Origin of the sequence: Shewanella kaireitica (genome assembly GCF_023284045.1) — a bacterium.
Lineage (GTDB): Bacteria > Pseudomonadota > Gammaproteobacteria > Enterobacterales > Shewanellaceae > Shewanella > Shewanella kaireitica.
In genome coordinates this window covers 14,778-28,698 of sequence record NZ_JAKIKQ010000008.1, presented here as the reverse complement: position 1 = coordinate 28,698, position 13,921 = coordinate 14,778, and the positions used below count along the sequence as shown (strand labels likewise).

Sequence of the window (13,921 nt, the reverse complement as noted above, 5' to 3'; positions counted from 1 at the left end):
TTATTTTGTTGAATTAGCCTATCAGTATCTTTCAGGTTGAAATCATCATTTTTCGTTGAATAACTTCATATTAAGATCGGATTCCACTACAAAATAACGCTATAGTGTTGAAATAGACTAAAAATAAATAATGGGATGACTCATTGGATAGTAAAGATCGTAATATTCTCGCTATTTTGCAAAAGCATGGTCGCATTGCAATCTCTGAGCTAGCCTCACGACTCAATATGTCTGATACCCCTTGCCTTCGCAGAGTCAGAAAACTCGAAGATAGCGGTGTTATCAGCGGCTACGCAGCTCAAATAGAGCCAAAAGAGGTCGGCCTTAACGTTGTGGTATATGCGTTTGTTCGCCTGACTGAGAATTCTGACCATCACGCCGAGCGATTTGAAACAGCGATGCAAAACCTTGAGCAAGTGATGGAGTGTTCAGTGGTCACAGGTGGACACGACTATGTGCTAAAAATTGTCGCGACTGATCTGCTTAGCTACGAAAGTTTTGTAAAAAAATCCCTGGGGAGCCTCCAATGTATTGCCGGTATAGAGTCAACCGTAGTGCTAAAACAGAACTTTTCGCGCAGCACATTACCGTTATAACTGCACTGTAATTAACGAATAGTCAGTAACTTAAGCACAACGATTGCCTTCGTACCGCTCTAAAATATCGCCGTTAATTGGACAATTAAAAAATCACTAGACGACCGGTCTAATACAGCGTACTATCAGCGTCATGAAAATTGAATCTCAGCAGACACGTCAACATATTATCGATTCTGGCTATAGCCTTATTTCGAGTAAAGGCTTTTCAAATGTCGGTTTATCGCAGATCTTAAAATTTGCCGATGTACCAAAAGGCTCGTTCTACCACTACTTCAAATCTAAGGAGCAGTTTGGCGAGGAGATAATCAATAGCTACTTCAAAGGATACATTAGTAGTATCGATGAATTGTTTGAGTCTCGACATGGGTCGGGTCTTGAGCGGCTGATGAGCTATTGGTTACGCTGGCAAACAACACAGAGCGATTGCAGTATCGACCAGAAGTGCTTAGTGGTTAAGCTCAGCGCTGAAGTTGCCGACCTATCTGAATCAATGCGCCTTGCGCTTGATAAAGGTTCATCGGCTGTAATTGCTCGTCTAGCTGGATGTATTCAAGCTGGTATTGAAGATGGCTCACTGCCAACAATGCAAGCTGACATAACTGCAGAAACCTTATACCAGCTTTGGTTAGGTGCTAGCCTAAAAAATAAGTTATCCCGTGATCCAAATGCAATCGAGCGCGTATTGCAAGTCACCAAAGCCCTGCTGGCTCAGCCCATCCCTCCGCTGAATTAGCCAGCAGTTTTATCTCCCCCGCCTATGCTTAAGGCGGGTATTTTTTGGCTGTTAACTAGACGACTGGTCTACTAAACAGTATTTATTCGATGTATACATCGATAGACAGGAACAATTATGTATAGCTTTGATTATTACAACCCAACACACATTAGCTTTGGTGAAGGAAAGATTGCAGAACTGGACAACCTAGTGGCAAAAGATGCCAAAGTCTTAGTACTATTTGGTGGTAGCAGCGCAGAAAAAACAGGCACTTTAGGCGAAGTAAAAACCGCACTAGGCCAACGTGAAATCGTTGAGTTTGGCGGTATCGAAGCCAACCCAACTTATGAGACGTTAATGCAAGCTGTTGAAATCGTTAAACAGCAGAAAATCGACTTTCTTCTCGCTGTAGGTGGTGGCTCAGTTATTGATGGCACTAAGTTTGTTGCGGCTGCAGCACTTTTTGAAGGTGAACCATGGGATATTCTTTTAAGCTGGGGCGCAAAAGTGACTCAAGCAATGCCTTTCGGTACAGTATTGACACTGCCAGCAACAGGCTCTGAAATGAACAGCGCCAGCGTTGTGACTCGCAAAGAGTACCAAGCCAAGCTGTCATTTATGAGCGATCACGTATATCCAAAGTTCTCCGTTTTAGATCCGAGCAAAACCTTTACCTTACCTGAGCGTCAAGTCGCCAACGGTGTGGTAGATGCATTTATTCATATTACTGAGCAATATTTAACCTACCCTGTCAATGCTGCCGTGCAAGACCGCTTTGCAGAAGGGTTGCTACAAACATTGATTGAGCTTGGCCCTAAAGCACTCAGTGAACCAAAAGATTTTGATGTTAGAGCTAACCTAATGTGGGTAGCCACTATGGCACTTAGCGGTGTAATTGGCCGCGGCGTTCCCCATGACTGGGCAACTCATATGATTGGTCATGAACTTACAGCACTGTATGACATCGACCACGCCCGCACTATCGCCATCGTATTACCAGGCATGCTTGATTGTCGCCGTGAAGGTAAGCAAGCGAAGTTACTGCAATATGCCGAACGTGTGTGGGGATTAACTCAAGGCACTAACGACGAAATTATTGATGCTGCAATCGCTAAAACACGCGAGTTTTTCGAAGCTATGGGTATCAAGACTCGCCTAACCGACTATGGTTTAGATGCCAGCAGTATCGACAAAGTGATCGAACAACTAGAAGCTCACGGCATGACAGCTTTAGGCGAAAAGCAAGATGTTGACCTTGCCATGAGTCGCAAAATTTTAGAGCGTAACCTGTAAGCATAATGATGGTATTGCAATCACTTACTGCATAGCTCGCTGGTAAAGCGAGTTATGCCTACAACAATTAAGCATGAAAAGGATTATTTAATGAATGTATTAATGGTACTAACCTCACACGACAAACTGGGCGATACAGGATTAAAAACAGGTTTTTGGTTGGAAGAGTTTGCCAGCCCATACTATCGCTTTAAAGACAGCGGATTTAACGTCACCCTCGCATCACCAGCTGGCGGCCAACCACCACTCGATCCAAGCAGTGAGCAACCAGACTTTCAAACGGCAGCGACAGATAGATTCAATAAGGACAGTGATGCGCAGCAACAACTTGCTAGCACCCAAGTGCTTGCAGAAGTTAACGCTGATGATTATGACGCTGTTTTTTACCCAGGCGGTCACGGCCCACTTTGGGATCTAACCAATGATGCGAATTCGATTTCACTGATAGAGAGTTTTTATCAAGCAAGTAAACCTGTCGGCCTGGTATGTCATGCACCAGGGGCGCTTAAAAATGTCAAAGCTGCTGATGGCACGCCATTAGTTGCCGGTAAAAAAGTGACAGGTTTTACCAACACAGAAGAAGCCGCAGTACAACTAACTGACATAGTGCCTTACCTTGTTGAAGATATGATGCTAGCTCACGGTGCGCTCTATAGTAAGAGTGATGACTGGGCGAGCTATTTAGCCGTTGATGGCAACCTCATTACCGGTCAAAATCCTGCATCTTCTGAAGTTGTGGCCGATGAGATCATCAAGCAGCTTAAGTAATAACTATCGCTAGTTATAAGCGGCGTACTTTTGGGTTCGCCGCTCAATATATTTTGTAAAGGACTGCCAATGATCACTCTGCATCATCTCAACAAATCACGCTCAAAGCGGATTATCTGGTTACTTGAAGAGCTGGGACTAGACTATCAAGTTAAAGCGTATCAGCGAGATAGCCAAACCTTCTTAGCGCCACCAGAGCTTAAAGCGATCCACCCGTTGGGTAAATCTCCAGTGATTGAATATAAGCAACAGGTTATTGCCGAGTCAGGTGCGATCACCGAGTATCTGATTGATACTCATGCAGCTGGTAAGCTCGCTCCAGAAAAAGGCAGTAGTGATTATGTCGAGTACCTTCAATGGCTGCACTTTGCAGAAAGCTCCGCCATATTGCCTTTACTGCTTAGAATGTTTGTCGCTAAAGATGGCTGCCAAACCAATTTTTTAGAAGGTTACGCTGCCGTAGAAACTGAAAAAATTCTTAGCTATGTCAACCAAGCTTTAGCCGGAAAACGCTACTTAGTTGCAGATAAGCTCACAGGGGCAGACATCATGATGTCGTTCATCGTAGAGCTGTTAGTGGCCAGTGGTGAAGCGGAGAAATATCCTCATATCGCTACCTATGCCAAACAGTTAGCTCAACACGCTAACAACATTAAGGCGAGTGAGATTGAGCTAAAGTACGAGAATAGCTAATCTATACCCGTTCTACTTGAAGAAGTAAAAAGGCAGCTTATAGCTGCCTTTATTATTTTCGGATTTTACATTTCGCCGCAGTGTCAAAATAGCGAACGCTAGCTTCGCCATGATGCTCCCAAAACTCAAAGTTTTGCCCTTGATACTTAGCGCCACTCGCACTGATCACATTGCTGGCAATCAACTGTTGATCATCAAAGCTAAAAACTGCGGTTACGGGTTCTAATTGAGTATAAAAAACCGCAGTGATCTGTAGGTACTCACCGCAATCAAACACCACACTGGCAGGGACTTCCAATAACCCTCCCTCAATCTGCAATTCAATGATGCGGCTTTGATAATTTTGCGCTATGCATTGACGAACACCTGCTGACTTCCAGCAATCATTGCGCCCTTTTATCCAACCTCTTTGCATCGCCTTAGGTTGCTCTACAGCAGGAATATTTGGTAGCGCTTGATGATACACTTGCGACAACTGTCGATCTAACTTAGCCAGTCCTTCATCGTTGCAGATCAGTGTTTCAACTTCACCACTAGCCTTGCTACAGTCAAAACTTGGCGACGCCGCTAATGATGGGAAACTGATAAAAAGAGTCAACATTAGCCATAATCTTATTGTCATAAACCCCTCTCCGAAATTTATTCAGCTTAACTGCACTCGGATAGATCTAATTCAACTATCGGTAAGCTGCCTAAACCAACAACATTGCCGCGATTAGGCGTAAAATAATACAGGTAACAAGCATCCTGATTAACATTATTACCCTGTGGAAAAATCACAAAACCGCGGCCACGCTCTGCGCTATAACCACGACTATTAAACCAACCACGATTTCTCTCACGCGCACACCAGGCAGTAGTAGAATTATCTTCAGTACACTGGTTATTAGTCACAAATGTCACGCTATCAAAGTCAACAATCTGGTCGAAGGTATCTTCCCAGCGCCCATCAGGATATTGACCACGCACCTCTATCACTTGGCCATTTTCAAGCGTGAAACTTCGATTGTCAGCACTTAAATTTTCCGGCCTAAGCGCAATTTGGGCAGCCACTAGATCTCGCGCTGACTTTAAACTGCCTTGCATGCCTTTTAATACCGACGTTTCTGCATCTGTTCTTAAATCGAGGAATTTCGGCGCTGCAATCACAGCCAAAATTCCCAGTACAATAATGACTACAACCAGCTCAATTAAGGTAAAGCCTGGATTGAATTTTTTCACGCACTATTCCCTATATTTACCCTATCCATGTGCGCAAGGCGCAGCCATTCAAACAGTAGCACAAAAGTCGCACAGACTTATATTTAACATGAATATCTTAAGAATCAGTATAAGTTAGCGGCAACAAAGTTCATGATTTATTGTTAAAAAGGCGTTAATCTGACTAAGCCAATGTTCATCAAGGAAACCACTATGCGCCTCAGTTTACTTATCTTAGCTCTACTCATTAGCCCGCTGAACCATGCAACGGTATATAAGTGGGTAGATGAAGATGGCAAAGTTCATTTTTCTGACGAGCCTGTAAAGAATGCCGAAGTGGTAGAGTTTAATAAAAATACCGAAAACCAAGTAAAACTTCCCCAGCCTTATATCAAGGCAGAGTCCACTCAACTACCGGCTGATCGCCTCAATTATAAAATGCGTATCACTTCGCCAAGCGAAGAGGAAACCATTAGAAGCAACGAAGGTGAGATCTCAATCGCGGTACAGCTTGAGCCAAAACTCGCCTCCTCTCACCTACTTGTTCTATTTATGGATGGCAAGCAGTATGGAGATGCGCAGCAAAGAGGCTTATTTCGAGTGACCAATATAGATCGTGGCGAGCATAGCTTTATTATCAAGGCACTAACACAAGACGGCAAACTACTTGCATCTACCCCACCAAGAAAAGTATTTCTTCATCGAACAATACAAAATAGAGCTAGATAGTGCTTTCAATAAAGGTGATGAAACACATTAAAACCTTTGAATACAAAGCATTAAACTTGAAAAGTTAGCATTATTGCTTCGGTGAAGTCTAGTTGCAGAGCGCACCACTTTGGTGCACCATAGTGGTGCAACCAAATTAAAGTCCCAAAATGGTGCAACTGAATAAGGCGGAGTCGTAGATGGATACAGGTTTATTGCTCAATCACTTAGTGACTGCGGTGCTAGTCATAAATGATGAACTCGAGCTGCTTTATACTAATGTCGCTACAGAGCAACTCTTAGGCGTGAGTAACAATAAGCTGCTTGAGTTGAGCCTTCCCAACCATTATCAAACCTTAGCAGTCGACCTACCACTGCTTCAAGTCGCCATAAGAGATAATCAAGGCCTTACGGTTAACACCGTATCACTCGTCACTCTTGATGGGCAGCAGCATACTGTTGATGTCACCTTAACCCCAATTGAACAAGAAAATAGCCAAGCATTACTAGAGCTGAGACAGGTGGATCAGCAACGACGGATCCACCAACAACTCACTCAAGATGCCCAGCAACAAGCGGCACAATTTCTAGTAAGAAATCTCGCTCATGAGATCAAAAACCCATTAGGAGGCTTGCGCGGCGCGGCGCAACTTTTATCGCGAGAACTTAAAGAGCCTGAGCTCAATGAGTTTACCGACCTTATTATTGAGCAAGCAGATCGGCTACGAGGCTTGGTTGACCGGTTATTAGGCCCACAAAAACCAACTCAGCATAGCCTCTATAACATCCATGAAGTGGTACATAAGGTATTGCAGCTGGTCAATCTAACTCTGCCGCAAAATATTAACCTAACCCAAGATTATGATCCCTCGATCCCTGATATCGAAATGGATCCCGATCAGCTGCAGCAAGCTCTGCTTAATATTGTGCAAAATGCGGTACAAGCACTCGACAAAGCTGGCGGGAATATCAGTATAAAAACCCGTACTCAGCATCAAGTAACTATTGGCACCCAGCGGCATAAATTAGTATTGATGCTATCCGTTATTGATAACGGCCCTGGCATTAATCCCGAGCTGATGGACACGTTATTTTACCCTATGGTAACCGGCCGCGAACAAGGCTCAGGTTTAGGCTTATCTATTGCCCATAACTTTGCCCGCCTCCACGGCGGACGCATTGATTGTGACTCATCTATCGGTCGTACCGCTTTCACCATCACCTTACCCATCAATAGTTAATTGAGGAATATATAAACATGACAGAACAAGTGTGGGTCCTCGATGATGATAGCTCTATTCGTTGGGTACTTGAAAAATCGCTCAAAAGTGCCAACTTAAGCAGCGCCAGCTTCGCTGCTGCAGAGTCGCTTTGGGATGCTTTAGAAATGGCGGAGCCCAAAGTCATCGTGTCTGATATTCGTATGCCAGGCACCGACGGGTTAACTTTACTGGAGCGCTTGCAAAGCCACTACCCGCATATTCCCGTTATTATTATGACGGCACACTCAGATCTTGATAGCGCCGTTAGCGCCTACCAAGCTGGCGCATTTGAATACCTGCCAAAACCATTTGATATCGATGAAGCCATCTCCTTGGTTGAGCGAGCGATAACACATGCTAACGAACAAAATAGCAGCAACACTGCAGCAGAGCCTGTTATTGCTACACCTGAAATTATTGGCGAAGCCCCGGCGATGCAAGAAGTCTTTAGAGCCATTGGCCGACTATCACGATCATCAATTAGCGTATTGATTAATGGCCAATCAGGAACGGGTAAAGAACTAGTAGCAAGCGCACTGCACAAACACAGCCCGAGAAAAGATAAATCTTTTATAGCCATCAACATGGCTGCAATTCCCAAAGATCTCATTGAGTCAGAGCTGTTTGGCCATGAAAAAGGCGCCTTTACTGGCGCTGGTAGTGTGCGCCAAGGTCGATTTGAACAGGCTAATGGCGGCACGCTGTTTCTCGATGAAATAGGAGACATGCCACTAGATGTACAAACACGTTTACTCAGGGTCTTAGCAGATGGGCAGTTTTACCGAGTTGGTGGTCACTCGCCAGTGCAAGTCGATGTGCGAATTATTGCTGCAACCCACCAAAATCTAGAATTACTGGTGCAGCAAGGAGAGTTTCGAGAAGATCTGTTTCATCGACTCAATGTTATTAGAGTGCACCTGCCACCTTTATCGCAACGACGAGAAGATATTGCTCAGCTGGCTCGCCACTTTCTAGCCATTGCCGCAAAAGAGATCGATGTAGAACCCAAAACATTAACCAAAGAAACTGCCAATAAGCTGGCGACTTTGCCTTGGCCTGGTAATGTACGTCAACTGGAGAATACTTGTCGCTGGTTAACGGTAATGGCCTCTGGGCAAGAGATCCTCCCCCAAGACTTACCGCCAGAATTGTTACAGGACACCAATGTATCCACAGAAAAAAGTAGTCATGATAATGATTGGGAAACAGCGCTCAAACTTTGGATCGACCAACGTCTAGCTGATGGAGAGAGTGACTTGCTAACAGAAGTTCAGCCAGCCTTTGAGCGTATCTTATTGGAAACTGCACTTAAGCATACTAATGGTCATAAACAGGAAGCCGCTAAGCGCTTAGGTTGGGGGCGTAATACCTTAACTCGCAAGCTTAAAGAACTCGCAATGGAATAGCTGACACCTCAGACTTAAAACGAAAAAAGGATATCAAACGATATCCTTTTTTATTACTAGCAAGGTACAGCATTAACTCAGCTTAGAACTGGTAATGCATACCTAACGTAACGTTCGACAGATCCATATCAATATCTTGGGTACCAAAATCATCTGAATCAAGGTCGGCAGAGGTAAAGTCATAACCCAAACGGATATTTAACTTATCAGTGACTGCAGCATTAACACCCGCACCAACAGTTAAACCGAAACCTGAGTAATCAACGTCACGAATGAAGCTATCTGCAACAACAGCTACTGATGCCACACCGATTTTACCGTACAAAGAAAACGTATCGTTAAGCACAAGCGTAAACTTTGGCGCAACACTAAAAGATGCAGCATGTATGCTAGCAAATTCATTATCAACAAAGTCGTTAGTAAGGTAGATAGTCCCCTCTAGACCAAACCATTCGTTAAAGTTGTACCCACCGTAAGCACCATAACTTTGCCCCGATTCAGAGTCACCTTCAACTTCAGCTGAAAACGCACCAATTTGACCACCAACATAAGCACCAATACGATCTGTCTCTGCAGAAGCAACTGTTGAAGTCGTTAATCCAAGTACCGCTAACGCTATAATTGACAATTTTTTCATGATTCATTCCCTACATCGTTTTTGATGCGAAGGAATTTATCACGGTGACGATACAAATTGCTACACTTATATGTAAACAATTATTTTAATTACCTTTTACCAACCACAAGACCTCTAAAGCGCAACATTTGACCAACAAGCATGCTCTAATCTTTGCAGTAAACTCCCCCATTTTCACACGGGATCTTGGTGAATAATCACCTCTGCTTCAACAAACTCTTGTCGGATCCTGGCAGAGGTAGCAACCGCTAACTGATGGGCTTGCTCAAGACTTAGCGCTCCATCTAACTCTAAATGGAATTGAATGAACATGGTCTTGCCTGACTCACGGGTACGAAGATCATGAATACCTCTAACTTGGGGATCGTTAATAGCGATATCAGTGATTTTATCTCGCGTTTCGTCGTCAAGTTCACGATCAAGCAGCGATTGCACAGAACGATATGCCAGTCCAACCGCTTGTTGACCAATAAACAGTGCGATTAACACCGCGAATAAGCCATCGGCCCACCACCAGCCATACTGCGATAGCACTAACGCCAGCAACACCGCAGCATTTAAAAATAGGTCTGACTTATAGTGCAGCGCATCAGCTTCAACCACAGTGCTAGAGGTTGCTGCAAGCGCCCTTTTCTGCAGCATCACCAGTGCAAATGTCATGACTATCGCAATAATAGAAACAATCACACCTAAAGTGGCATGCTTAACTTCTACAGGATTAATTAGACGCTCACCACCATGGAAAAATAACAGAAAGGCTGAGCCTAAAATAAAGGCTGATTGTGCAAGGGCCGCTAATGGCTCCGCTTTACCATGACCATAACGATGATCTTGATCTGCAGGCACTATTGCATAACGAATCGCAATAAAGTTAACGATAGAAGCCAAAGCATCAGCAAAAGAATCTGTCAAAGAAGCCAGCATACTGGCTGAGCCAGAATACATCCATGCGGCAAGCTTAATAACAATAAGGGTTAAAGCTGTCGCAACCGCAGCGCGGCTAGCCAGCTTCACCCAGAAGTCATATTGGGAAGAGTCATTCATAAGATCTGTTTACTAATACAGTAAGGGAAACACAGAGCTTAAGTTTATAACAAACTTGGAAGAAAATCCGATGACTCCTCCCAAGTTAATACAATCAGCTTAATAGAAACAAGTAATCAACGAGTCAGTCAATTACTTAATTCACAATAGCGACTTGTTATCTTTTACCGTGTTTAGCAAAACGTTGCTTAAACTTCTCTTGCTGCTCAGGCGTCAACAACTGATAGGCTTGGTTTTGCAATTTCAACATATCTACGGCTTTTTGCTGACGTGCTTCTTGCTTAGCCGCTAATGCTTGCCTAACTTCATCTTCACTAAAGTTAGTGGCAGTAATAAAGTTCAACATCTGCTCTTTCTGTGCAGCCCTTTCCTCTTTTGATGGACGGCTCTGCTTCATCTCATCACGATGCGAAGTAAACAATGCCTTTAATTCAGTTTTTTGTTCATCTGTTAGATCTAAACCGCGGAACATTTTGCGCATGTCTTTATGACCGCCACGATCACCTTTCATTTGGTGATACCCTTGTTTACCATGACCGTCGCCAGAGTCTTTAGCATTATCAGCAGCGTAAACACCCGCAGTTAATAATGTAGTGCTAGCCACTATGGCGAGCAAACTTGCTTTCAATGTATTGTTTTTCATAATGGTAGCCTCTTTAGGTTTTACTGAGCTTGGCATCGCTAAGCTGTAATTAACGCTTTCCAGTATAGAGATTGCAATGTAAGTGAGGGTTTAGCTTGCGTAAAACACTGTAAATCTCCTGCAACTAAACGTGTCAACTACCATCTTTACGTTCAATTACACTCCTAAACTGCAATTGACACCAAACAAGGTATACTCCAAATATTAAGACAGTGAAAAAGGGTTAACATGAGCCGTATATTGTTGATAGATGATGACTTAGGTCTTTCAGAACTGCTGGCACAGCTATTAGAACTTGAAGGGTTTGAACTGACGTTAGCCCATGACGGACAGGCAGGACTCGATCTCGCCGTTGAACGAGCGTTTGACCTTATCTTGTTAGATGTCATGCTCCCAAAACTCAACGGCTTTGAAGTATTGCGGGCACTACGCACTAAAAAGCAAACTCCGGTACTGATGTTAACCGCACGAGGCGATGAGATAGACAGAGTTGTCGGCCTTGAAATTGGCGCTGATGACTATCTGCCGAAACCTTTTAATGACCGTGAACTTGTTGCTCGGATCCGCGCCATCATTCGCCGCACTCACGTACAACAGGATGATAAAACACAAAATGTACATAATTTCGGCGATCTCAAGTTAGATCCTGCTCGTCAAGAAGTACATTGCCAAGAGCAGCTTATTGTACTCACTGGCACTGAATTTAGTTTGCTATTTGAGCTGGTACAAAATGCTGGAGAACTTGCATCAAAAGAGACACTCAGCGAAAAAGTGTTAGGTAAAAAACTGATGCCGTTTGATCGTAGTTTAGATATGCATCTGTCTAACTTACGAAAAAAAATGCCCGAGCGTATTGATGGTCGTCCACGAGTGAAAACCATACGTGGTAAAGGCTATATCTGGTTACCTTAAATGCCAATAAGAAAAAGCCCCAATAATATTTTTGTAAAATTGCTACTCGGTTTTTGGCTCTGTAGCTCACTCATCATTGCGCTAATCGGCCTTTTACCACTGCTGCAGCAAAATCATGATCAGTCGGCACTTCCACCTCATCTTGAACGACTACTATCAAAGTTCGCCCAGCGAATAATTGAATCCCCACAAGTGATGCAGCCAGAACGGATGAAACGTTTTAGCCGCTTTAAAGAAAGCAACGGCCGCCCGGTGAGGATCTACCTTGTCGATGAAAATGCCAATGTGCTTAACACCCATAAACCTTCACGTGCGCTGCGTCGATTTATGTTATTGGCTGATGAAGCAGGCAAACCAATCAAACACCAATTCAGAGATGAGCTGCTATTTGGCCCTTATGAGTTCCAAGTTGAGGGCAAGCCATATGCACTCTACGGCCGATTGCCAGAGCACCATCCTCGCCCATGGTTTTTCTTCTTTATCGACAATAAGTTGCTCACATTGAGTATCGCAATCGTACTCTCTGGCCTGCTATGTGGATTGCTCGCTTGGCATCTTGGTAAACCATTACGTTCTCTTAAAAGTAGTGCAGATGCGTTAGCCAACGGCGATCTTAGTAGCCGTGTCGACACAGCGACCGCTAAGCGTAATGATGAAATTGGTCAATTGGCACAAGCTTTTAATGGTATGGCCGATTCTGTTGAAGATATGGTCAACAGCCAACAACGACTCATAAGCGATATTTCTCATGAGCTGCGCACTCCTCTGACACGGTTAAAACTATCATTGGCATTGAGCCGCAAGAAAGGGCAAGACACACAGGAAACGGAACGAATAGAGTATGAAGCCGACCAGCTAGAGCAGATGATTGCAGAACTATTAGAGCTTTCAAGAGTAAAGCTCAATGCCAATGAGTCTAAACATCAGTTAGAACTTGCAGAAGCGTTGAGTCAGGTGCTCGATGACGCTGACTTTGAAGCACAACAACAGAACAAGCTACTGCATATTGATATAGATGAATCGATACAGCTGCCCATTTACCCAAGGCCGCTCACGCGAGCCGTAGAGAACTTACTGCGCAATGCAATTCGTTATGCAACGTCGCAAGTTACGATTCAAACTTCAATTTCAGCCCAACAGCTGAAGCTTGAAATTATTGATGATGGCCCAGGGATCCCAGATGCTGCCGATTTAGAAGCAATTTTCAAACCCTTTTATCGACCACAATCAGCGAGAGATAGAGAGTCTGGCGGTTGGGGCTTAGGCTTAGCGATTGCAGAAGCGGCTATTAGCGCCCATCAAGGCAAAATAGAGGCCGACAATTGTCAGCCTCATGGTTTGAAAGTTACGATTACACTTCCATTGCAATAAATAACGTTATTGGCTAAGCAGCGCTTGCCGTTGTGTCGAGCTCTGCAAGCCAATTGATATAGTAATTTAACGTTGGTAGGCGTTTATTTGAATGTCCAAGTAACTGCGCCAACGCATAACTAAATTGATAGTAGAGATTTGGATCGTTATATTGCTTATCTGCGTCGTTACAGTTTATCTGGGCTCCGCGCAAGTAGTTAGCCACCAACTCGGCCCTGTTGAAACCTTCCACAACCCCCATAGACTCAACCAGATAACGATTCCATTCAATGTATTCAGTATAAACCTGTTCAAAAGCATAGCGGTTATCATCCGTCGCTTGTGCTAGTAACTCAGAATTAGGCATCACTCGAGCGATGATGAAACGATCATGTAAAAGATCGTCACGAATTGACCAACAGTGGTGCATTAGAAAACATTTGAGATAATCCGGATAAAGCTCGCTATCAATCGCCGCTCTTTCTAATCGGTGCTTAAAATGTGCCGTCGCCACTGCAACCACCAAATCTGCTTCACTCGGGAAATGATTATAGATAGTCCCTTTAGAAATTTGACTGGCTTCAACCAAATGAGACCGGCGCAAATCAAAACTTTTATGGCCACGTAAACATCGCTCTGCCACGTCAGTCAAATAGCTCTCTCGCTGCTGCCAATTACTCATGTCGACCTC

General features: G+C 44.0%; 16 protein-coding genes. 10 read left to right on the top strand and 6 right to left on the bottom strand.

The features are described 5' to 3' along the window. Positions 1-143: 143 nt before the first annotated feature. The 5 genes from L2730_RS11720 to L2730_RS11700 all read left to right on the top strand — a co-directional run bounded on the left by L2730_RS11720 (position 144) and on the right by L2730_RS11700 (position 4,068). Positions 144-596, top strand: a complete 453-nt coding sequence (locus L2730_RS11720) for an Lrp/AsnC family transcriptional regulator (protein WP_248974766.1) — start codon at positions 144-146, stop codon at positions 594-596. Positions 597-729: 133 nt separating this feature from the next. Next, entirely contained in the window at positions 730-1,332 is a 603-nt protein-coding gene (locus L2730_RS11715; protein WP_248974765.1) for a TetR/AcrR family transcriptional regulator, read from the top strand. A gap of 117 nt (positions 1,333-1,449) precedes the next feature. After that, complete coding sequence (locus L2730_RS11710; protein WP_248974764.1) at positions 1,450-2,607, top strand: iron-containing alcohol dehydrogenase; 1,158 nt, start codon at positions 1,450-1,452, stop codon at positions 2,605-2,607. A 90-nt stretch (positions 2,608-2,697) separates the two neighbouring features. Continuing rightward, positions 2,698-3,375, top strand: coding sequence for a type 1 glutamine amidotransferase domain-containing protein (locus L2730_RS11705; RefSeq protein WP_248974763.1), 678 nt, complete (start codon positions 2,698-2,700; stop codon positions 3,373-3,375). A 69-nt stretch (positions 3,376-3,444) separates the two neighbouring features. Beyond that, positions 3,445-4,068: a glutathione S-transferase family protein gene (locus L2730_RS11700; protein ID WP_248974762.1), complete on the top strand. Its 624-nt coding sequence runs from the start codon at positions 3,445-3,447 to the stop codon at positions 4,066-4,068. Positions 4,069-4,120: 52 nt separating this feature from the next. On the opposite strand, the gene L2730_RS11695 is transcribed toward L2730_RS11700, so the two are convergent. Both L2730_RS11695 and L2730_RS21980 read right to left on the bottom strand, forming a co-directional pair. Then, positions 4,121-4,690, bottom strand: a complete 570-nt coding sequence (locus L2730_RS11695) for an MliC family protein (protein ID WP_248974761.1) — start codon at positions 4,688-4,690, stop codon at positions 4,121-4,123. A 26-nt stretch (positions 4,691-4,716) separates the two neighbouring features. Then, a complete protein-coding gene (locus L2730_RS21980) occupies positions 4,717-5,289 on the bottom strand; it encodes a type II secretion system protein (RefSeq protein WP_346347822.1) in 573 nt (190 codons plus the stop codon). A 192-nt stretch (positions 5,290-5,481) separates the two neighbouring features. Here L2730_RS21980 and L2730_RS11685 point away from each other — a divergent pair, with 192 nt between their 5' ends. The 3 genes from L2730_RS11685 to glnG all read left to right on the top strand — a co-directional run bounded on the left by L2730_RS11685 (position 5,482) and on the right by glnG (position 8,644). Next, complete coding sequence (locus L2730_RS11685; protein ID WP_248974760.1) at positions 5,482-5,997, top strand: DUF4124 domain-containing protein; 516 nt, start codon at positions 5,482-5,484, stop codon at positions 5,995-5,997. Positions 5,998-6,176: 179 nt separating this feature from the next. Continuing rightward, positions 6,177-7,217 (top strand): nitrogen regulation protein NR(II), encoded by a 1,041-nt coding sequence (gene glnL / locus L2730_RS11680; RefSeq protein WP_248974759.1) that lies wholly within the window; start codon positions 6,177-6,179, stop codon positions 7,215-7,217. A gap of 11 nt (positions 7,218-7,228) precedes the next feature. Then, positions 7,229-8,644, top strand: coding sequence for a nitrogen regulation protein NR(I) (gene glnG / locus L2730_RS11675; RefSeq protein WP_248974869.1), 1,416 nt, complete (start codon positions 7,229-7,231; stop codon positions 8,642-8,644). Between the two features lie 82 nt (positions 8,645-8,726). Here glnG and L2730_RS11670 read toward each other — a convergent pair whose 3' ends face one another. The 3 genes from L2730_RS11670 to L2730_RS11660 form a co-directional block, all read right to left on the bottom strand. Next, positions 8,727-9,281: a porin family protein gene (locus L2730_RS11670; protein ID WP_248974758.1), complete on the bottom strand. Its 555-nt coding sequence runs from the start codon at positions 9,279-9,281 to the stop codon at positions 8,727-8,729. 174 nt (positions 9,282-9,455) lie between these two features. After that, complete coding sequence (gene fieF, locus L2730_RS11665; RefSeq protein WP_248974757.1) at positions 9,456-10,325, bottom strand: cation efflux pump FieF; 870 nt, start codon at positions 10,323-10,325, stop codon at positions 9,456-9,458. A 157-nt stretch (positions 10,326-10,482) separates the two neighbouring features. Beyond that, positions 10,483-10,968, bottom strand: a complete 486-nt coding sequence (locus L2730_RS11660; protein ID WP_248974756.1) for a Spy/CpxP family protein refolding chaperone — start codon at positions 10,966-10,968, stop codon at positions 10,483-10,485. 228 nt (positions 10,969-11,196) lie between these two features. On the opposite strand from L2730_RS11660, the gene L2730_RS11655 reads away from it, so the two are divergent. Further along, positions 11,197-11,880, top strand: a complete 684-nt coding sequence (locus L2730_RS11655) for a response regulator (RefSeq protein ID WP_248974755.1) — start codon at positions 11,197-11,199, stop codon at positions 11,878-11,880. After that, positions 11,881-13,251 carry an ATP-binding protein gene (locus L2730_RS11650; protein WP_248974754.1) on the top strand — a complete coding sequence of 457 codons (1,371 nt, stop codon included), beginning with the start codon at positions 11,881-11,883 and terminating at the stop codon, positions 13,249-13,251. A 13-nt stretch (positions 13,252-13,264) separates the two neighbouring features. Here L2730_RS11650 and L2730_RS11645 read toward each other — a convergent pair whose 3' ends face one another. After that, positions 13,265-13,912, bottom strand: coding sequence for a TetR/AcrR family transcriptional regulator (locus L2730_RS11645; RefSeq protein ID WP_248974753.1), 648 nt, complete (start codon positions 13,910-13,912; stop codon positions 13,265-13,267). Positions 13,913-13,921: the final 9 nt, after the last annotated feature.